This window comes from Tidjanibacter massiliensis (assembly GCF_900104605.1).
Classification (GTDB): domain Bacteria; phylum Bacteroidota; class Bacteroidia; order Bacteroidales; family Rikenellaceae; genus Tidjanibacter; species Tidjanibacter inops.
On the sequence record NZ_LT629960.1, the window covers coordinates 1446616 to 1466099 of the forward strand.

General features: G+C 59.3%; 18 protein-coding genes. 14 read left to right on the plus strand and 4 right to left on the minus strand.

The window, feature by feature from the left end; genetic code table 11:
- Window positions 1-67: 67 nt before the first annotated feature.
- Both BQ5361_RS07080 and BQ5361_RS07085 read right to left on the minus strand, forming a co-directional pair.
- Window positions 68-928, minus strand: coding sequence for a sigma-70 family RNA polymerase sigma factor (locus BQ5361_RS07080; RefSeq protein ID WP_035472113.1), 861 nt, complete (start codon window positions 926-928; stop codon window positions 68-70).
- A 142-nt stretch (window positions 929-1070) separates the two neighbouring features.
- The gene (locus BQ5361_RS07085) at window positions 1071-2549 is read right to left on the minus strand and encodes a Do family serine endopeptidase (RefSeq protein ID WP_035472110.1); all 1479 of its coding nucleotides are present in this window, start codon (window positions 2547-2549) and stop codon (window positions 1071-1073) included.
- A 321-nt stretch (window positions 2550-2870) separates the two neighbouring features.
- Between BQ5361_RS07085 and BQ5361_RS07090 the strand changes: the two genes are divergently transcribed.
- The 4 genes from BQ5361_RS07090 to BQ5361_RS07105 all read left to right on the plus strand — a co-directional run bounded on the left by BQ5361_RS07090 (window position 2871) and on the right by BQ5361_RS07105 (window position 6439).
- Window positions 2871-4151, plus strand: coding sequence for a replication-associated recombination protein A (locus BQ5361_RS07090; protein ID WP_035472347.1), 1281 nt, complete (start codon window positions 2871-2873; stop codon window positions 4149-4151).
- 188 nt (window positions 4152-4339) lie between these two features.
- The gene (locus tag BQ5361_RS07095) at window positions 4340-4897 is read left to right on the plus strand and encodes a DUF4199 domain-containing protein (protein WP_035472107.1); all 558 of its coding nucleotides are present in this window, start codon (window positions 4340-4342) and stop codon (window positions 4895-4897) included.
- The gene (locus tag BQ5361_RS07100) at window positions 4890-5849 is read left to right on the plus strand and encodes a glycosyltransferase family 2 protein (protein ID WP_035472104.1); all 960 of its coding nucleotides are present in this window, start codon (window positions 4890-4892) and stop codon (window positions 5847-5849) included. Before BQ5361_RS07095 ends, BQ5361_RS07100 begins: the two co-directional genes overlap by 8 nt.
- 122 nt (window positions 5850-5971) lie before the next feature.
- Window positions 5972-6439, plus strand: coding sequence for a DUF4293 domain-containing protein (locus BQ5361_RS07105; RefSeq protein ID WP_022062992.1), 468 nt, complete (start codon window positions 5972-5974; stop codon window positions 6437-6439).
- A 68-nt stretch (window positions 6440-6507) separates the two neighbouring features.
- Here BQ5361_RS07105 and rd read toward each other — a convergent pair whose 3' ends face one another.
- The gene (gene rd, locus BQ5361_RS07110) at window positions 6508-6672 is read right to left on the minus strand and encodes a rubredoxin (RefSeq protein ID WP_022062991.1); all 165 of its coding nucleotides are present in this window, start codon (window positions 6670-6672) and stop codon (window positions 6508-6510) included.
- Between the two features lie 208 nt (window positions 6673-6880).
- On the opposite strand from rd, the gene BQ5361_RS07115 reads away from it, so the two are divergent.
- The 10 genes from BQ5361_RS07115 (at window position 6881) to BQ5361_RS07160 (ending at window position 17912) form a co-directional block, all read left to right on the plus strand.
- Window positions 6881-7246: a hypothetical protein gene (locus tag BQ5361_RS07115; protein ID WP_022062990.1), complete on the plus strand. Its 366-nt coding sequence runs from the start codon at window positions 6881-6883 to the stop codon at window positions 7244-7246.
- A gap of 13 nt (window positions 7247-7259) precedes the next feature.
- Window positions 7260-8000, plus strand: a complete 741-nt coding sequence (locus tag BQ5361_RS07120; RefSeq protein ID WP_022062989.1) for an MlaE family ABC transporter permease — start codon at window positions 7260-7262, stop codon at window positions 7998-8000.
- Entirely contained in the window at window positions 7997-8788 is a 792-nt protein-coding gene (locus BQ5361_RS07125) for an ABC transporter ATP-binding protein (protein ID WP_035472101.1), read from the plus strand. The genes BQ5361_RS07120 and BQ5361_RS07125 overlap by 4 nt, the downstream gene beginning before the upstream one ends.
- A gap of 114 nt (window positions 8789-8902) precedes the next feature.
- Window positions 8903-9904: a type I glyceraldehyde-3-phosphate dehydrogenase gene (gene gap, locus BQ5361_RS07130; RefSeq protein ID WP_022062987.1), complete on the plus strand. Its 1002-nt coding sequence runs from the start codon at window positions 8903-8905 to the stop codon at window positions 9902-9904.
- A gap of 392 nt (window positions 9905-10296) precedes the next feature.
- Window positions 10297-10743, plus strand: a complete 447-nt coding sequence (locus tag BQ5361_RS10745; protein ID WP_161940441.1) for a hypothetical protein — start codon at window positions 10297-10299, stop codon at window positions 10741-10743.
- 77 nt (window positions 10744-10820) lie between these two features.
- Window positions 10821-12074 (plus strand): efflux RND transporter periplasmic adaptor subunit, encoded by a 1254-nt coding sequence (locus tag BQ5361_RS07140; RefSeq protein ID WP_052130980.1) that lies wholly within the window; start codon window positions 10821-10823, stop codon window positions 12072-12074.
- 12 nt (window positions 12075-12086) lie between these two features.
- On the plus strand, window positions 12087-15236 hold the full coding sequence (locus BQ5361_RS07145) for a CusA/CzcA family heavy metal efflux RND transporter (protein ID WP_052130979.1): 3150 nt from the start codon (window positions 12087-12089) through the stop codon (window positions 15234-15236).
- The gene (locus BQ5361_RS07150) at window positions 15229-16410 is read left to right on the plus strand and encodes a TolC family protein (RefSeq protein ID WP_035472095.1); all 1182 of its coding nucleotides are present in this window, start codon (window positions 15229-15231) and stop codon (window positions 16408-16410) included. The genes BQ5361_RS07145 and BQ5361_RS07150 overlap by 8 nt, the downstream gene beginning before the upstream one ends.
- Window positions 16411-16620: 210 nt before the next feature.
- The gene (locus BQ5361_RS07155; protein ID WP_035472092.1) at window positions 16621-17391 is read left to right on the plus strand and encodes a threonine/serine exporter family protein; all 771 of its coding nucleotides are present in this window, start codon (window positions 16621-16623) and stop codon (window positions 17389-17391) included.
- Window positions 17388-17912 (plus strand): threonine/serine exporter family protein, encoded by a 525-nt coding sequence (locus BQ5361_RS07160; protein ID WP_022062981.1) that lies wholly within the window; start codon window positions 17388-17390, stop codon window positions 17910-17912. The genes BQ5361_RS07155 and BQ5361_RS07160 overlap by 4 nt, the downstream gene beginning before the upstream one ends.
- Before the next feature lie 72 nt (window positions 17913-17984).
- On the opposite strand, the gene ahcY is transcribed toward BQ5361_RS07160, so the two are convergent.
- Window positions 17985-19403, minus strand: a complete 1419-nt coding sequence (gene ahcY, locus BQ5361_RS07165; protein ID WP_035472090.1) for an adenosylhomocysteinase — start codon at window positions 19401-19403, stop codon at window positions 17985-17987.
- Window positions 19404-19484 lie beyond the last annotated feature (81 nt).

Here is a 19484-nt window from a genome sequence, read left to right on the forward strand (position 1 = left end):
AAACAGGAGGGGAACCCCTCTGCGGATTCCCCTCCTGCGGGCGGCAACCGCCCCGGCGCCCCGGGCACTATCCGAGGTACGATTTCAGGAATTTGTTGCGCGAGCTGTGACGGAGACGGCGGATGGCCTTCTCCTTTATCTGACGCACACGTTCGCGCGTCAGCCCGAACTTCTCGCCAATCTCTTCGAGCGTCATCTCCGGACAGCCGATACCGAAAAAGTAACGGATGATGTCGCGCTCACGGTCGGTCAGCGTGGCGAGCGCACGCTCCACCTCGGTGGAGAGCGACTCGTTTATCAACCCGCGGTCGGCATTCGGGGAATCGTTATTGACCAGCACGTCGAGCAGGTTGTTGTCCTCTCCGTCCGAGAAGGGGGCATCCACCGAGACGTGACGACCCGACACACGGAGCGTATCGGAGACCTTCTCCTTCGGCAGGTCGAGCACGTTGGCAAGCTCCTCCGGCGAAGGGGTACGCTCGTTCTCCTGCTCGAAACGGGCGAACGCCTTGTTTATCTTATTGAGGGACCCCACCTGGTTGAGCGGCAGACGCACGATGCGCGACTGCTCGGCGAGGGCCTGCAGGATAGACTGGCGTATCCACCACACGGCATAGGAGATGAACTTGAAACCGCGCGTTTCATCGAACTTCTCCGCAGCCTTGATGAGCCCCAGGTTGCCTTCATTGATAAGGTCGGGAAGGCTGAGCCCCTGGTTCTGGTACTGTTTGGCCACCGAAACCACGAAACGCAGGTTGGCCTTGGTCAGCTTTTCAAGCGCCTCCTGGTCGCCCTTCTTGATGCGCTGCGCAAGCTCCACTTCCTCCTCAACGGTGATAAGGTCTTCCTTGCCTATCTCCTGAAGGTATTTGTCCAGCGATGCACTTTCGCGGTTCGTGATGGATTTTGTAATCTTTAACTGCCTCATGTTGTTGGTTGCAATATAAAATAGTACGTTGTCTCTTCTCTCTTTCCCGCCGGCAGGCGTTTTAAAAACGGACCCGGCCCCGCAATGCGACTCCTGCGTGGGCCGGGACCATCTTTCTCTTATCGTCCCTCTCGGCAGCTCCCTACTGCACAAGGGAGTAACTGATGGCGCGCCCGTTGGGATATACGCCTTCGATATATGTCACGGGACCCGTCACCCGGTCAAGGTCGGCCACCGAACGGATGGGGCGGTCGTTGATATGGGTTATCACGAATCCCTCCTTCACCCGGGCCCTGGCCAGCACGCCGCCCGGACGCACCTCCGTCACCCGTATGCCGTTCTCTATCCTCAGCTCTCTGCGGGTTCTGTCGTTAATCTCCGCGAAACGTCCGCCGAGCGACTCGGCCACATCCACATAGTCGCGGGAGAGCAGTTCGGCCTTACCAGCCTTATTACGCAGCACAACCTCGAATTGTTTCGTTTTCCCGTCCCTTTTTACGGAAATAGTCACCTTGTCGTTCGGGCGATAACGCGACATGATTTCCGCCAGGTTGGTATTGTTGCCGAGCCGGATGCCATCTATTGCGGTGATTACGTCGCCCTTGCGGATGCCGGCCGCCTTGGCCGCACCGTCCTCCGAAACATCGGCCACATAGACACCGCCCGTTTCGCGGATGCCGTACTCCTCGCCGAACGTCTCGACGAACTCTTCGTCAATCTCCCGGTAGCTGACGCCGAGCAGCGCACGCTGCACCACGCCGTACTCCTTGAGGTCCACCACCACCTTCTTCACTATCGCGCTCGGAATGGCGAACGAATAGCCCATATAGGTTCCCGTCTGACTTTTAATCAGCGTATTGATACCCACAAGCTCACCGCGCGTATTGACCAGTGCGCCGCCGCTGTTGCCGGGGTTTACCGCTGCATCGGTCTGGATGAACGACTCCACGCGGTACTGGTTGGGAATCGCTCCGAGGTTACGCGATTTGGCGCTCACGATACCCGCCGTAATGGTCGACTGCAGGTCGAAAGGGCTGCCGATAGCCAGCACCCATTCACCAAGCCGCAGCGCATCCGAATCTCCGAATGCCAGCGTCGGCAGGTTCTCACCCTCTATCTTGATAAGCGCCACCTCGGTGGTCGGGTCGGTACCGACGACCTTGGCCTGGAAGGTACGCCCGTCGTAAAGTTTCACCTTCAGTTCGGTGGCGTTATCCACGACATGATGGTTGGTAACGATATAACCGTCCTGAGAGATGATGACGCCCGAACCGCCCGCCTTGAATTCGCGAGGCACATACTCCCCGCCGCGGGAGTAACCCTGCGGTATTCCGAAAAATTCGAGGAAGGGGTCTACATTGCGCATCTGCACCTGCTGCGTCACCTCGATGTTGACCACTGCATTTACCGCATTCTCGGCGGCATAGGTCAGGTCGGGATAGTCGGCCGCCTGGTAGGCGGTAAAGTGAGCCGCCGGCGACTTCTCTATCTCCACAACCTTCTCCACCACCCGCTCCTGCGGCTGCACGCTCCGGCTGTTCTTCGTGATAAGGTAGGTCGCACCGCTGCCAACCGCCAGGGCTGCGGCGATGAGACCCGCAAACATCCATTTTCTGTTCATAACGATATATAAAATAAGTATAAGTTGAACTCCTGTTTCCCGGCCGCCGCACGGACAGCCTGCTGCGGGAAAGCGCGTCGAATCATACCATAGGCGAATATCGTTCTGTTTCTTAATTTCTTAAATCATTCGTGACTAATTTAGAACGCACCTTTCTCCCTCCTTATTGTGCATGCCGCCTTTTTTGCAACCCCTGTACCGGGAGACGACGGGGAATACTGCGGAACGGGGATTTTTCGTTACCTTTGCCGGGCAGGCATGCCGGCCGGAGAGCTCCCCGGCCGGAGGTATCCGACCCGCAAATTCCGGAGGACACGACACATGGCACAGCAAAGCAACATTCCCCTGGCCGAACGGCTCAGGCCGCGGACGCTCGACGACTACATCGGGCAGGAGCATCTCGTGGGGCCCGGAGGCGTTTTTCGCAAATTCATCGAAACGGGCAACGTCCCCTCCTTCATCCTCTGGGGGCCGCCCGGCGTGGGCAAGACGACCCTGGCCCGGCTCGTCGCCGGAGCTCTCGACAGGAAGATGTTCACGCTGTCGGCGATAAACTCGGGCGTCAAGGACGTGCGTGAGGTCATCGAACAGGCACGCAAACAGAAATTCTTCAACACGCCCGCACCGTTCCTCTTCATCGACGAAATCCACCGTTTCAACAAGGCGCAGCAGGATTCGTTGCTGGGGGCCGTCGAACAGGGCGACATCACCCTCGTCGGCGCGACGACCGAGAATCCCTCCTTCGAGGTCATCTCGCCGCTGCTGTCACGCTGTCAGGTCTATGTACTGAAGGCGATGGACGACGCACAGCTGCAGGAACTGCTCGACCGCGCCCTCTCCACGGATGCGATACTCCGTGAACGGCACATCGAGGTACGCGAAACGGGCGCGCTCTTCGGTTTCGCGGGAGGCGACGCCCGCAAGCTGCTCAACATTCTCGACATTGTCGCGGGAGCCTCGGACGGCGACCTGGTGATAGACGACCGCACCGTAACCGACGCCCTGCAACAGAACATCGCCACCTACGACAAGAACGGAGAGATGCACTACGACATCATCTCCGCTTTCATCAAAAGCGTACGCGGCAGCGACCCGAACGCCGCCGTCTACTACCTCGCCCGCATGCTCAATGCCGGGGAAGACCCCAAATTCATTGCCCGCAGGCTCGTCATCCTCGCCGCCGAAGACATCGGACTGGCCAACCCGAACGGGCTGCTGCTCGCCAACGCCTGTTTCGACACCGTCCACAAAATCGGCATGCCCGAGGCCCGCATTCCCCTGGCCGAGGCCACCATCTACCTCGCCACGAGTCCCAAGAGCAACTCGGCCTACATGGCCATCGACCGGGCCATGGGGCTGGCGGCGAAGGATACCAACAACCGACCCGTCCCCCTGCACATCCGCAACGCTCCGACCAAACTGATGAAGGAGCTGGACTATGGAAAGAACTACAAGTACGCCCACGATTTCGAAGGCAACTTCGCCGAACAGGAGTTCATGCCTGCCGGTCTGGAGGGGCGGCGCTTCTACGAACCGGGCAACAATCCGAAGGAGGCCGAGATAGCACGCCGCATCGCCTCGCTCTGGAAAGGCAAATACTGACGGGTCTCCGCGCCCGAAAGGAAACTCTCCGCAAGACGCCGCATCCCGCCGCACCGGAACAGGCGAACGCATCGGCGCAGTGCCCTTCCGGGTACCGGAACAGCGAATTCGGCACGGAGGCGAAAGTTGCCGGAAGCGGCAAAAAGCGTTATATTTGTGAACGCAACGCAGACAAACAAGATTCCGACATGGAGATAACGAAAAAGATATTCTGGACGGAGGCCATGAAAGGCGGCACCGTCATGGGACTCGTGGCGGCTGCCCTGCAGCTTACACGGGTATCGCTCGCGCTGGGAGGCTGGATGAGCATCCTGTCGCTCGTCCTGTTCATCCTGCTCACCTACGGTTTCACGCGCCGGATAGCCGGCATGGCCGATGCACGGGAAGGGTTCCCCTACGGCCGGTGCATGGGATTCGTCCTTGCCATGATGCTCTTCACGGGCGTCATCTTCGGATTCGCCTCGGCACTCATCAACAACTTCCTCATTAAGGAAGCGGTCACGGAGGCAATCGACCTGCAGATGGCCACCATGCAGGACCTCCTGCCACAGGCTCAGTTCGACATGGTTTACGACGCGCTCTATTCGGCCATGTTCAACCCGCTCGTGCTCGTCATCTGCTACGTAATAGGTTATTTCATACAGGGAGGCATCATCGGCCTCTTTACGAGCGCCATGGCACAGCGCCAGCCCGACCCGCTCGCCGGGAACGATGACCGCGACGACAACGGAACCGGCCATGAGTGAGACACCCGACATATCGGTGGTCATCCCCCTGCTGAACGAAAGCGAATCGCTTCCGGAGCTCGCCGCATGGATAGACCGGGTAATGACCGCAAACCGTTTCCGGTACGAAGCCATCTTCATCGACGACGGCAGCAGCGACAGCTCGTGGAACGTGATACGCAGCCTCTCGGCGACCAATCCCTCGGTACGCGGCATCCGCTTCCGGCGCAACTACGGCAAGAGCGCCGCACTCTACTGCGGATTCGAGGCGGCCCGGGGCGAAGTCGTCATCACAATGGACGCCGACCTGCAGGACTCCCCCGACGAGATACCGGAGCTTTACCGCATGATAACAGAGGAGGGCTACGACCTCGTCTCGGGATGGAAGCGCCGGCGCCACGACCCGATAGGGAAACGGTGGCCGAGCAAACTCTTCAACGCTACGGCACGGGCGACCTCCGGCATCCGGCTCCACGACTTCAACTGCGGCCTCAAGGCGTACCGGAAGAAAGTCGTCAAGAGCATCGAGGTGTACGGAGAGATGCACCGCTACATCCCTATCCTGGCCAAGAACGCAGGGTTCACCCGCATCGGGGAGAAGGAAGTACACCACCGTGCACGCAAGTACGGCCACAGCAAATTCGGCTGGGAACGCGCCGTCAAAGGCTACCTCGACCTCGTCACGGTCATGTTCCTGTCGCGCTTCGGGCGCAGTCCGATGTACTTTTTCGGCGGACTGGGCACGCTGATGTTCCTCTTCGGGGGCGTGGCCGTCATCGTGATAATCGCCCAGAAGCTCTATCGCCAGTCGCACGACATGGTATTCCGCGCCGTCACCGACCAGCCGCTGTTCCACCTCTGCCTGCTGGCCGTCGTTCTGGGCGTCATGCTCTTCCTGGCGGGTTTCCTCGGAGAGCTGATAAACCGGAACTCGGCAGACCGCAACCACTATCTCATAGACGAAGAACTTTAACGCCCCCGCGCCCCGTCCGCAGCAGGCGTCAGGCGCCCCTTGCCAGAAGACCGGCATCCGCCTCGCCAAGCAGCGAAAACGGCCCAATGACAAACAGAAAAAGACAACAAATACCAAAAGAGATGATACAAAGGATACAATCGCTTTACCTGCTGCTCGTCGCCGTACTGACGGGCCTCATGCTGCTGATGCCGCTGGGAACCTTCCTCGGCGGAACGGAAGAGATGTACCTCACGGCCTTCGGATTCTCCGACGCCGCCGACGGAACGCCCGTGCTGACCGCCTACGGCCTCGCCGCCACGGTCATCGCCGCCGCGCTGCTACCGTTCGTAACCATCTTCCTCTATAAGAAACGCCTGCTGCAATTCCGGCTCTGCGTAGTGGAGACGGTACTCCTCGCCGGAGTGATGCTGTTCGAGATATACTACATCTGGGGAGGTGCGCGGAGCCTCTCGACGCTCGCCGTTTCAGCCTGGAAACTCTCCGCCGCCGCCTTCTTCCCGCCCGTTTCGCTCATCTTCACCTACCTTGCGCTGCGGGGCATCCGGAAAGATATCCTTCTGGTGAAGTCGCTCGACAGGATACGGTAACACCCGTCAGGAGACAAAAAAGGCGGCACCGCAGATTCGCAGCGCCGCCTTTTCCATTTCCGGCCGGCTCAATCCTCCACGGGAGAGAAATCCTCCTTGCCCACACCGCACAGCGGACATACCCAATCTTCGGGAATATCCTCGAAAGCGGTTCCGGGTGCCACGCCGCTGTCGGGGTCCCCCGCTGCCGGGTCGTATATATATCCGCATACGTTACAAATGTACTTTTTCATATCCGTGACTGTTTTAATTAAACGATGTTTCCGGAGCGAAAGATACAAAATTGTTACCAAACTGCACCGGCCGGGCACAAAATATGTTATGTCACTCAAATCGGGAAAAGGGCAATAATATTTTCGGGGAAAAAGAGTTATCTTTGTATAATCGGCCGGAGGGAGATGCCCGCGACCGGCCCCCAGAACCGAAACACACCACCATTTTATGAGAACGGGAGTAGGAACATACATTCTTATCATACTGGTCATTCTGATACTGTTCGGCCTCGTATCCATCGGCGACATACTCAGCGTGGCCTTCTATATCGTTATGGGATTCATCGCACTGGTACTCATCGGCATACTGATATTCCGCTACCGGATGAACCGTCTGCGCAGACAGATGGAGGAGCAGGGAGAGACTTTCCGCACCTACACATGGGGCGGCGGCCGGAACCAAAAGAAAAAGGACGGCGAAATCACCGTACAGCAGACCGAGACATCGTCGAAAAAGGTGGTAAGCAACGAGGTCGGAGACTACGTGGAATACGAGGACATCCGCGAAGAGACATCTGAAAGCCGCAGGGAATAACATCATCGCCGGTATGAATATCTTCAACCTCATAGGACGGTACATGTTGCTCATGGGCAAGGTCTTCTCCCGTCCCGAACGCAGGAGCGTTTACAAACGGCGGGTGCTGGCCGAAATGGAGACGCTGGGGCTCAACTCCATCGGCATCGTAACGCTCGTATCAGTCTTCATGGGGGCCGTGCTCATGCTTCAGATGTGCATCAACTTCGAGTCGCCCTTCATCCCGCGCGAGCTCATGGGCTACGCCACGCGCGAAACGATGATACTCGAATTCAGCTCCACGGTCGTGGCGCTCATCCTGGCCGGCCGCGTCGGTTCGAGCATCGCCTCCGAGATAGGCACGATGCGCATTACCGAACAGATAGACGCCCTCGAAATCATGGGCGTCAATTCGGCGAGCTACCTGATACTCCCGAAAATCATCGCAACGGTCATCTTCTTCCCGCTGCTCGCCATCCTCAGCATCGTCGTCGGTCTCATCGGGGGATACGCCATCACGCTGGTCACGGGAATCATCATCCCGGACACGTACATCACCGGCATCAAAATGGATTTCAGACTCTTCTCCATCGTCTATGCGCTGATAAAGATGATTGTATACGCATTCGTCATCACCTCCATCTCCGGCTTCTACGGCTATTACGCCAAAGGGAACTCGCTCGAAGTGGGGCGTGCCAGCACCAAGGCCGTGGTGGTGAGTTCGGTAGTGATACTGATGATGGACCTTATAATCACCCAAATCTCCTACCTGTGATACGCTGCGAACACATATACAAGTCCTTCGACGGCAAGCCGGTACTGGAAGACATATCGGCGACCTTTCTGCCGGGCGAAATCAACATGATAATCGGCCGCAGCGGTTCCGGCAAGACGGTGCTCATCAAAAGCATCGCCGGCCTCTTTCCGGTGGACGAAGGCGAGATATACTACGGCGACACGCTCTTCACATCGCTCGATTTCCGCCAGAAGAAGGCCATCCGGCGCGATGTGGGCATGATATTCCAGGGGGGCGCCCTGCTCGACTCTTCCACTGTGGAAGAGAACATCCGCTTTCCGCTTGACATGTTCACCGGCCAGAGCATGGCGGAAAAACGGGAGCGGGTGGCCTTCTGCCTGCACCGTGTGAACCTCGAAGGGGCCGAAAAACTCTATCCCGCCGAATTGAGCGGCGGCATGATAAAACGGGTGGCCATCGCCCGCGCCATCGTGATGAATCCCCGCTACCTGTTCTGCGACGAACCCAATTCCGGGCTCGACCCGGTCACCTCCAACGTAATCGACCGACTGATATACGACATCACCAAGGAGTACGACATCACGACCATCATCAACACCCACGACATGAACTCGGTCATGGAGATTGGCGAGAAAATTGTGTTCATCAACCAGGGGCGCAAGGGATGGGAAGGCACTTCGGCGGATATCCTGCACACGGACAACCGGGCCCTCAACGATTTCGTATTCGCATCGAACATGGCCAAAAAGGTGAAAGAGGCGGCCCGGCCACAGGACTCCGACACCCGGAACGCTTCCGAAAATTAAACTGCGCATACGTTTGCATGCGTATTGATTTACAGGCAAAAGATTCCTACCTTTGCATCACCGCAGGGGAACAGGCATTAAGAATTATACAGAACCATAAAACAATAAAGGATTATGTCACAAATTAAAATCGGCATCAACGGTTTCGGGCGCATCGGCCGCCTCGTTTTCCGTGCCGCCGTCAAGCAGGGCGGCGTAGAGGTGGTAGGCATCAACGACCTCATTTCGGTTGATTACATGGCTTACATGCTCCGTTACGACACCGTTCACGGCCATTTTGACGGCACCGTGGAGGTAAAGGACGGCAACCTCGTCGTAAACGGCAAAACCATACGCGTTACGGCAGAGAAAGACCCGGCGAATCTCCGGTGGAACGAAATAGGTGCGGAATACGTGGTCGAATCGACCGGCCTTTTCCTGACCAAGGAACTCGCCGGCGCACACATCAAGGCGGGTGCGAAACGCGTCGTGATGTCGGCCCCCTCGAAGGACGACACCCCCATGTTCGTCATGGGCGTCAACAACGACACCTATGCCGGACAGGAAATCGTCTCCAATGCCTCCTGCACCACCAACTGCCTCGCTCCGCTGGCCAAGGTGATACACGACAAGTTCGGCATCATCGAGGGTCTCATGACCACCGTACACGCCACGACCGCTACGCAGAAGACCGTAGACGGCCCGTCGGCCAAGGACTGGAGAGGCGGCCGTGCCGCTGCCGGCAACATCATCCCCTCCTCGACAGGGGCAGCCAAAGCAGTAGGCAAGGTGATACCGGCGCTCAACGGCAAGCTTACCGGCATGTCGTTCCGTGTTCCCACCCTCGACGTTTCGGTAGTAGACCTCACCGTACGGCTCGAAAAGGCAGCCACCTATGACGAAATCAAAGCCGAAGTGAAACGCGCTTCCGAGAACGAACTCAAAGGCATCCTCGGCTATACCGAAGATGCGGTCGTATCGTCGGATTTCATCGGCGATGCGCGCACCTCCATCTTCGACGCCGATGCAGGTATCGCCCTCAACGGCAACTTCATGAAGCTCGTGAGCTGGTACGACAACGAATGGGGTTACTCCAACAAGGTCGTAGAGCTCATCAAATACATGGCTACGAAGTAATTTGTACATTCGGAGAAGAGCCGTACACACCTGCGGCACACTATCCGTCCGCTCAGGCCAAGCCCTTTCCCCTATCGGAGAAAGGGCTTTTTGCCGTCCGGGGGTGTCATTTTCCGCATCGCGCCGAACCTCCGGCCCTGTTCCCGGAGCCGCCCCTACAAGCCACTTTCCACTCCTCGCCACCGCCGCTCCGCATACGAACGGGAGACTTCCCAGTCTCGGCCTCCGCTTCCGTTCCCGGAGCCACACTCCCGCACAGGCCAGGAAAAAGGGAAGTAGCCTGCTTCACTCGGTTGCGGACGGACGGAGAGTACGGCTGACCGCAAGACCCGACCATGCAAAAAAACACCCGGAATTTCCATATTCGGAAAAAAGGCGTATTTTTGCGGGAGATGAGGCACTTGGGAAACAACAGGTTCGCGAAGACCGTACTGCTGCTCTGCGTGTTGATGCAGGCGGTGGCACTCATGCCGCACCATCACCACGGCGACCCGACGGCCGTATGTCTCAATTACAGCCATATCAACGGGGCCAATCCGTGCCGCAACGTCTGCACCGGCACCGGTTCGCACAATACGCAACCCTATGCGTCGTGTGCGTCGCATAGCCTCACCGTCGCACAACCCCAGCCGCGCGAGGAGGGATTGGAAGAGGCGGTCGCCGACCACTCGCCGGAATGCGGATGCCTCTCCTGTGCGGAGGTCTGCCGAACTTTCGTCGTCAATCATCTCACGGAGGTCGCCCTGCAGGGCTTCGGCGACGCTCCCTGTACCGAATCCTATATCCGGATTTTCCTCACGGCCGCGGTACCGTGCCGCGCCCCCGACTTTATGTGTTGAAACGCCTGCCCGCAGGCACGACAGGAATCGTTCATCAACACGGGCCGCAGACGGCCCCACATAAAGTCTTAATTTCCATGAAAAACATATTATTGATAACGGCAGCGGTATCGCTCGCCGTACTTCAGGGCTGTGCAGGACGCACGGCCACAAAAGAAGAGACGTCCGCCGCACAGCACGCAGCGGAAAAGGGACACGTACACGACCATCCGGAGGGCACTCCCTGCCCGTCCGACACCGCCCACGGTGCGGACGAATCCCACGGCCTCGAAGGCCACACGCACGGCACGCCCGACACCGGAGCCGAAAATCCGGACGAAATCGTCTTTCCTGCCGAACAGGCCGCCCGCACCGACTTCGAAGTGCAGGAGGTGAAACGCGGTCCGTTCCGCGAAACACTCCGCTGCGGAGGCGAGATATACGCCTCGCAAAGCGAACTGTCGGTCGTATCGGCTCCTATCGCGGGTGTGGTGACCTTCGTGGACGGACGCGTCATGACCAACTCGACGGTGAGCGCGGGACAGGGCCTGTTCCGTCTCTCTTCCGGCGGACTCGCTTCGGGCGACGCCGTACAGAAGGCACGCATCGCCTTCCACCAGGCCGAAGCCGATTTCCGGCGCATCGAGGCACTCTATGCCGACAAACTCGTCACACAACGCGACTATCTGGCCGCCGAAGCCGAATACCTCCGCGCCAAGGCGGAATACGACCCGGTGAAGGTCTCCGATGAGAAGGGGACACTCATCCAGGCTCCGGCCGCCGGATACGTGTCGCAGCTATCCGTCGCACCGGGCGACTACGTGGAGATGGGACAGCCGTTGGCCACCATCGCCAAATCGGGTCGAATGCAGCTGCGTGCCATGGTATCGCAGCGTTATTTCAGCCTGTTGCCCTCGCTGACCGACGCCACCTTCCGCACCCCCGCTTCGGATGCCTGCTACCGGGTAAGCGAACTGGGCGGCCGGCTCTATACCTCCGGAAAAATCATTCCGGAAGGCTCCTCCCTCGTTCCCGTGGTCTTCGAGTTCGATGCCGGAGGACGTTTCCCCGACGGAGCCTATGCCGATGTAGTGCTGCTCGGCCGGGAACGCGAAGACGTCGTTTCCGTTCCCCTCTCGGCCCTGACCGAACAGCAGGGACTCTACTACGTTTACATTCAGCTCGACGCCGACTGTTACCGCCGCCAGCAGGTATGGCGCGGCGGCGACGACGGAGTGAACGTCGAAATCCTGCGCGGACTGGAGGGAGGCGAACGCATCGTCACCCGCGGCGCCGTCAATGTGAAGATGGCCTCCGCATCGGACGCCATTCCCCACGGACACACCCACTAATTCCGCACGGCCATGCTGAACAGGATAATCAGGTTCTCGCTCGATAACCGCCTGGTGGTGGTTATCGCGGCGGTCCTCATCGCCGTCGCCGGCGTATGGGCCGCCACGCGCATGGAAGTGGACGTATTCCCCGACCTCAACGCCCCCACCGTGGTAGTCATGACCGAGGCACAGGGAATGGCCGCCGAAGAGGTGGAACGACTCGTGACCTTTCCGATAGAAACTTCGCTCAACGGCGCAACGGACGTGCGCCGCGTCCGTTCGCAGTCCACCACGGGCTTCTCCGTGGTATGGGTGGAGTTCGACTGGGACACCGACATCTACATCGCCCGTCAGATAGTCTCCGAAAGACTCGCCTCGGTAGCCGAACTGCTGCCCCCCACGGCAGGACAGCCCACCCTCGGCCCGCAGTCCTCCATTCTCGGAGAGATGATGATAATCGGCCTCACCTCCACCGGGGAGACCTCGCTCGAAGAGCTGCGCACACTGGCGGACTGGACCCTCCGGCCGCGTTTGCTCTCCGTTGCGGGCGTCTCGCAGGTGGCCGTCATCGGAGGCGATATCCGGGAATATCAAATACTCCTCTCACCCGAAAAGATGGACGCCTACGGCATCACGCTCGACGAGGTGCTCGCAGCCGCACGGGAGATGAACCGCAACTCTTCGGGCGGCGTACTCTATGAATACGGCAACGAATACATCGTGCGCGGCATGGCCTCCACGACCGACACGGAGCAGATAGCCGCCGGACTCGTCCGCATGTCAGCCCAGGGCGAACCGGTAACCTTCGGCGACATCGCCGAAGTACGGACGGGAGCCAAATCGCCGCAGTTGGGAGTAGCCTCCGTAAGGGGCGAACCGGCCGTGCTGATAACCGTCACCAAACAGCCCTACACCAGCACCATCGACCTCACCGAAACACTCGATGCGACCATCGCCGAGCTCAGTGCGGGCTTTCCGGACGACGTGGAGGTATCGACCGATATCTTCCGGCAGTCGCGCTTCATCGACAGCTCGATAAACAACATCAAAAACTCCCTCATCGAGGGAGCCTTCTTCGTCGTCCTCGTGCTGCTGGTATTCCTGATGAACGGCCGCGTGACGCTCATCTCGCTCACGGCCATGCCCCTGTCGCTGCTCATCACCGTCATCGTCATGCGCCTTACGGGGCATACCATCAACACCATGAGCCTCGGCGGCATGGCCATCGCCATCGGCTCGCTCGTAGACGACGCCATCATCGACGTGGAGAATGTCTACAAACGGCTGCGGGAAAACTATGCCCGTCCCAAAGCCGAACGGGAGAAATGCCTGAAGGTGGTTTACGACGCCTCGCGCGAAATCCGCGTCTCCATCGTGAACGCCACTTTCATCACCATCGTCGCCTTCGTGCCGCTCTTCCTCCTCGGCGGAATGGAGGGACGCATGCTCAAACCGCTCGGCATCGCCTTCATCATCTCGCTGCTGGCCTCGCTGCTGGTAGCCGTGACGCTGACACCGGTCATGTCGAGCTACATGCTGACTTCGGAACGTGCCCTGAAACGGAGCCAGAAGGAACCTCCCGTCACGCGGTTCTTCAAGCGCATCTACGGCAAGGCACTCACCTGGACACTCGGTCACCGCAAGACGGTGCTTGCGGGAGTGGTCACCCTCTTCGTCGGCGCCGCCATCGTTTTCAGCACCTTCGGCAGCAGCTTCCTGCCGCCCTTCAACGAAGGTTCGCTGACCATCAGCGTCGCCACGATGCCGGGCGTATCGCTCGAAGAGTCCGACCGCATGGGACGGATGGTAGAGGAAATCCTCCTCGAAATACCGGAAATACAGACCGTGGCCCGCAAGACCGGCCGCGCCGAACTCGACGAACACGCCCTCGGCGTAAACGCATCGGAACTCGAAGCGCCGTTCGTGCTGGACAGGCGTTCGCGCGACGAATTCCTGGCCGATGTCCGCCACCGACTGGGCGACCTGAAGGGACTGACAGTGGAGGTAGGCCAGCCCATCTCGCATCGTATCGATGCCATGCTCTCCGGAACGAAGGCCAACATCGCCATCAAACTCTTCGGTGAAGACCTCAACCGGATGTATGCCCTCGCCACGCAGATAGGCCGCTCCATCGCCGGCGTAGAGGGCATCGCCGACATCAGCGTGGAACAACAGGTGGAGCGTGCGCAGCTCAAAATAACGCCGCGGCGCGAGATGCTCGCCCTGTACGGCGTCACCATGCCGCAATTCAACGAATACATCACTACGGCACTGGCCGGACAGGCCGTATCGCAGGTCTACGAAGGCAACAATACCTTCGACCTGACGGTCAAGGTAGCCGACGACCGCCGGAACACGATAGAGAAGATAGGCAACCTGCTGATAGACGGCAACGGAGCGAAGATACCGCTCAGCTACATCGCCGACATCGAATCCTCCTCGGGTCCCAATACGGTAAGCCGCGAAAACGTGAAACGGAAAATCGTCGTATCGGCCAATGTGGTCGGAGGCGACCTCGGCGGTGCGGTGGAAGCCATCCGGCAGGCCGTAGACCGGGACATCGTCCTTCCGGAAGGATATTACGTGGAGTACGGCGGACAGTTCGAGAGCCAGCAATCGGCCTCGCGCACGCTCGTCTTCGCATCACTGCTCGCCATCCTCGTAGTCTTCATGCTCCTGTTCCAGGAGTTCAAGAGCGTCCCGCTCTCCACCATGATAATGGTAAACCTGCCCTTTGCGCTCGTGGGCGGCGTAGTCAGCATCTGGATAACCTCGGATGTCGTGAGCATCCCCTCCATCATCGGATTCATCTCGCTCTTCGGCATCTCGGTACGCAACGGCATCCTGCTCGTATCGCGCTACAACCAGCTCCGTGCGGAGGGGTGTACGCTGTACGAGGCGGTCGTACACGGTTCGCTCGACCGCCTCACCCCCATCCTGATGACCTCGCTCACCACGGCCCTCGCCCTCATCCCCCTCGCGGTGAACGGCGACGTCTCCGGCAACGAGATACAGAGTCCGATGGCCCAGGTGATACTGGGCGGTTTGGTCAGCTCCACCCTGCTTAACGGCTTCGTCATGCCCATCATGTACATACTGGTCACTACCCGAACCGAAAAGCGGAAACTCCGGCGAACAGGCGGAGAGTTATTAACCGACAAATGCAGTCAAAATGAATAGAACGCTCATCATAACCGTCGCCGCAGCGCTCCTGGCGGCGACACCCGCCGTCGCACAGAACGACCTGCGGCGCGTACTGGAAAGCGTGGAACGCAACAACCTCACCCTGCAGGCCGAAGCGCATGCAACTGCCGGCCGCACCTTCGAAGCCCGTACGGGCAACTCGCTCGAACCGCTGTCGGTCTCATACTCCTCGGCGGGAGACTCTCCGCAGGCGCTCGGCAAGGAGGGGGAACTGGAGGTTTCACAGTCGTTCGACCTGCCCATGCTCTACGCCACCCGAAGCCGGATAGCCCGGACGCTGGCACAGCAATACGAAACGGAATATCTCGCCCTGCGGCAACAAATCCTGCTGGAGGCCAAGGAAGTCTACCTCGAACTCTGCGCCCTGCACGGTATCATGGAACTCAACAGGCCGCGCCTGGCTGCGGCCGAGCACATGGCCGCCCTGTTCGCCTCGCGCTACGAAACGGGCGACGCCACGGCCATCGACAAGAATCGCACGGAGGTCGAATACCTTCTGCTGAAAGAGGAGCTCTCGGCCGTGGACATGCGGATGATTGAGCTGTCACAGCGGCTGGCCGTACTCAACGGCGGGGAGATGCCCGAATGCGGCTATACGATGCCGCCGGCCGAAGAGCAGATGCCGCTGGAGGTCCTGCTGGCCGACTGGGAGGAGTATGCCCCCGAACTCACGGCGCTCCGCCTGCAGGAGCAGGGGGCGCGCTACGACGTCCGCCTCAGCAGGCAACAGGCGCTCCCGAAAGTCGAATTGGGCTATAAATACGAATACGGTACGGGAGAGCATTTCAACGGCTTCACGGCGGGACTGAGTATTCCGATACTCTCCAACCGCCACAACGTGAAGCGGGCGCATGCCATGGAGCAGGCCGCGAAGGCCAACACCGAGTCTGCCCTGGCCCAGCAACGCAGTTCGGTCAGGGAGCTCTATCTGAAAGTGGATTACACGGGGCGGCTGCTGGAGTCTTTCGGCGGCCTGCCCGATGCCGCCGGATATATCGACATGCTCGGCCGGACGCTCGAAGCGGGCCAAATCAACATCGTGGACTACTACTCGGAGCTCGACACCTTCTATTCCGCACTCGAAACGCGCATACGGACCGACCTCGAATACCGGCTGGGACTGGCCCGCCTGAACGTCATCTACATGTGACCGCGAAAGACGTACCATCCCGGCCCGCCGACGGGCCCGAAGAGCAGCGAGGCGCAGTCCGTTCGGTTGCGCCTCGCTGTTTCCCTGCCCGCAGAGAATGCCCGATTCCCGTCCCCGTGCAGGAAAATCGGCCGGAAACCTCCGCTGCATGGCGGATATTCCACACCCGCGCATTACCTTTGCGGCGAAAAAACACCGGATAAACGACCGATGAGAACGACAGAAGAACTGAAAGAGATAACGGCTTTCATTGCGGAATATGCGACATGCCTGCTCGGTTCGGGGGTACACACTTCGCGCGTGCTGCGCAACTCGTCGCGCATAGGGGAAGCCTTCGGGCTGCGGATACACATGACGACACTCTCCAAGACCATCGTTCTCACCGTATTCGACGACTCGGGTACAGGCAGCGCAAACACCGAGGTGCTCTCCATTCCGACACTTCCCATCTCTTTCGAGTACAACTCCGAACTCAGCGCCCTGAGCTGGGAGGCCTACGACAACCGCATGCCGCTTGCAGAGCTCAGGGAACGGTACCGGGAAATCATCTCGCGTCCGAAGATGTCGCCCCGCCTGATACTCCTGCTGGTCGGTCTGGCCAACGGCGCATTCTGCAGGCTGTTCGGCGGGTCGTGGGGCGCCGTAGCCACGGTGATACTGGCCACGCTGCTGGGCATATTCATCCGCCAGCAGATGCAGAAGCGCCACTACAACCACTTCATCGTCTTCATGGTATCGGCTTTCTCCGCCTCCATGTTCGCCTCTCTGACCCTCATTCCCGGATGGACGCCCGACATCGCCATCGGTACGAGCGTCCTGTTCCTCATACCGGGCGTCCCGCTCATCAACGGCATCATCGACATCCTCGAAGGGCACACGGTCACGGGAACCTCGCGGCTCATACAGGCCACGCTGCTGGTCATCTGCATAGCGACCGGGCTCGCAGTGCCCCTGCTGTTATTCATGAAGAACCTGCTATGATAACGGATATCATTACGGACGGCCTGCTGGCGGCGATAGCGGCAGTAGGCTTCGGGGCCATCTCCTACCCGCCCCGGAAAGCATTCAAATACATAGCCATACTGGCGGCAGCCGGCCATGCGCTGCGCTACACGCTGATGAATTACGCCGGTATGGACATCGCCTCCTCGTCGTTCTGCGCCTCGCTGGCCATCGGCCTGCTGGCATTATGGTTCGGACGCCTGTCGCACTGTCCGCTGACGGTGCTCTACATTCCGGCCCTGCTGCCCATGATACCGGGAATGTATGCCTACAAGAGCGTCTATGCACTCGTCAAACTCATGCAGAACCTCGGCGACTACACCATGTCGGACATCTACATCAACCAGTTCTTCGTCAATGCGACGGTGACGGTCAGCGTCGTTTTCCTGCTTGCGGGCGGAGCCACGCTGGTGATTTTCCTCTTCCCGAAAAAGGCCTACTCCATGACGCGCCGGAAAACATGGACTTCACCGAGGCGGGAATCGCCTTCACCGAAGTAACGGAAGGCACGGTACGACCATGCAGCAGGGGCACCGCTTGGTGCCCCTGCTGCATGGTCGTATCTCCGATTACTAATAACGGTAAATCTCCGACTTGTACGGGCCGTCCGGACTGACACCGATGTAGGCTGCCTGTTCGGGCGTAAGACGCGTGAGGTGTACGCCGAGCTGTTCGAGATGGAGGCGGGCCACCTCTTCGTCGAGGTGCTTGGGCAGACAGCGAACACCCGGCACGGGATTCTCCCGCCCGGCCCAAAGTTCCATCTGGGCGAGCGCCTGGTTGGTAAACGAATTGCTCATCACGAACGACGGATGGCCCGTAGCGCATCCCAGATTCACGAGGCGTCCCTCGGCCAGGACGAAAATCGCATGTCCGTCCGGGAAGGTATATTTGTCCACCTGCGGTTTGACGACGCTCTTGGCCACCGCCCTGTCACCGTCGAGCCGCGCCATCTGTATCTCGTTGTCGAAGTGGCCGATATTGCACACGATGGCCTGGTCGCGCATGCCGTACATGTGTTCGAGGGTGATGATATCGCGGTTGCCGGTACAGGTCACGAAGATGTTGCCCTCCGCGAGCGCCTCCTCGACAGTCTTCACCTCATATCCCTCCATGGCCGCCTGCAGGGCGCATATCGGGTCTATCTCGGTCACGATTACCCGTGCGCCGTAGGAACGCATGCTCGCGGCACACCCCTTGCCCACATCGCCGTAACCGCACACGACGACCACCTTGCCGGCAATCATCACGTCCGTAGCCCGCTTGATGCCATCGGCCAGCGACTCGCGGCAGCCGTACAGGTTGTCGAATTTGCTTTTGGTTACCGAATCGTTCACGTTGATGGCCGGAACCATCAGCTCGCCCCGTTCCTGCATCTGATAGAGGCGGTGCACCCCGGTCGTCGTCTCCTCCGAAACGCCCTTCCACTCCGCCACAAGACGGTGCCATTTCGTACTGTCCTCGGACAGACACCGGCGCAACGTCTCCACGATAACCGCCTCTTCATGCGAGGCAGGTTCGCCGTCGAGCGACGCGGCATCGCACTCGGCCGCGAATCCCTTATGAATCAACAGCGTCGCATCGCCGCCGTCATCCACGATGAGATGGGGACCTGCACCGCCCGGAAAGGTCAGCGCCATGGCCGTGCACCACCAATACTCTTCGAGGCTCTCCCCCTTCCATGCGAAGACGGGAATGCCCCGCTCGGCGATGGCCGCCGCGGCATGGTCCTGCGTGGAGAAGATGTTGCAGCTACACCAGCGCACATCGGCACCGAGCTCGACCAGCGTCTCAATCAGCACCGCGGTCTGTATGGTCATGTGGAGCGACCCCATGACACGGGCGCCGGCCAACGGCTTTTGCGGAGCATACTTGCGCCGGACGGCCATCAGCCCCGGCATCTCCTTCTCCGCTATCTCTATCTCTCTCCTGCCCCAACCGGCCAGTGACATATCAGCCACCCGATAGGGTATCGACTTATCCAAGAACATTCTATCTTTATTTTTTAATATTTTTAATATATACCTACCATCTAATAAAATACACGCATAACAACGTCTTAATTATACAAT

What these genes read in the sequence shown, in the direction of transcription:
- BQ5361_RS07080 (WP_035472113.1), bottom strand. Translation starts at nt 928, where the DNA reads ATGAGGCAGTTAAAGATTACAAAATCCATCACGAACCGCGAAAGTGCA.
- BQ5361_RS07085 (WP_035472110.1), bottom strand. Translation starts at nt 2,549, where the DNA reads ATGAACAGAAAATGGATGTTTGCGGGTCTCATCGCCGCAGCCCTGGCG.
- BQ5361_RS07090 (WP_035472347.1), top strand. Translation starts at nt 2,871, where the DNA reads ATGGCACAGCAAAGCAACATTCCCCTGGCCGAACGGCTCAGGCCGCGG.
- BQ5361_RS07095 (WP_035472107.1), top strand. Translation starts at nt 4,340, where the DNA reads ATGGAGATAACGAAAAAGATATTCTGGACGGAGGCCATGAAAGGCGGC.
- BQ5361_RS07100 (WP_035472104.1), top strand. Translation starts at nt 4,890, where the DNA reads ATGAGTGAGACACCCGACATATCGGTGGTCATCCCCCTGCTGAACGAA.
- BQ5361_RS07105 (WP_022062992.1), top strand. Translation starts at nt 5,972, where the DNA reads ATGATACAAAGGATACAATCGCTTTACCTGCTGCTCGTCGCCGTACTG.
- rd (WP_022062991.1), bottom strand. Translation starts at nt 6,672, where the DNA reads ATGAAAAAGTACATTTGTAACGTATGCGGATATATATACGACCCGGCA.
- BQ5361_RS07115 (WP_022062990.1), top strand. Translation starts at nt 6,881, where the DNA reads ATGAGAACGGGAGTAGGAACATACATTCTTATCATACTGGTCATTCTG.
- BQ5361_RS07120 (WP_022062989.1), top strand. Translation starts at nt 7,260, where the DNA reads ATGAATATCTTCAACCTCATAGGACGGTACATGTTGCTCATGGGCAAG.
- gap (WP_022062987.1), top strand. Translation starts at nt 8,903, where the DNA reads ATGTCACAAATTAAAATCGGCATCAACGGTTTCGGGCGCATCGGCCGC.
- BQ5361_RS10745 (WP_161940441.1), top strand. Translation starts at nt 10,297, where the DNA reads ATGAGGCACTTGGGAAACAACAGGTTCGCGAAGACCGTACTGCTGCTC.
- BQ5361_RS07140 (WP_052130980.1), top strand. Translation starts at nt 10,821, where the DNA reads ATGAAAAACATATTATTGATAACGGCAGCGGTATCGCTCGCCGTACTT.
- BQ5361_RS07145 (WP_052130979.1), top strand. Translation starts at nt 12,087, where the DNA reads ATGCTGAACAGGATAATCAGGTTCTCGCTCGATAACCGCCTGGTGGTG.
- BQ5361_RS07150 (WP_035472095.1), top strand. Translation starts at nt 15,229, where the DNA reads ATGAATAGAACGCTCATCATAACCGTCGCCGCAGCGCTCCTGGCGGCG.
- BQ5361_RS07155 (WP_035472092.1), top strand. Translation starts at nt 16,621, where the DNA reads ATGAGAACGACAGAAGAACTGAAAGAGATAACGGCTTTCATTGCGGAA.
- BQ5361_RS07160 (WP_022062981.1), top strand. Translation starts at nt 17,388, where the DNA reads ATGATAACGGATATCATTACGGACGGCCTGCTGGCGGCGATAGCGGCA.
- ahcY (WP_035472090.1), bottom strand. Translation starts at nt 19,403, where the DNA reads ATGTTCTTGGATAAGTCGATACCCTATCGGGTGGCTGATATGTCACTG.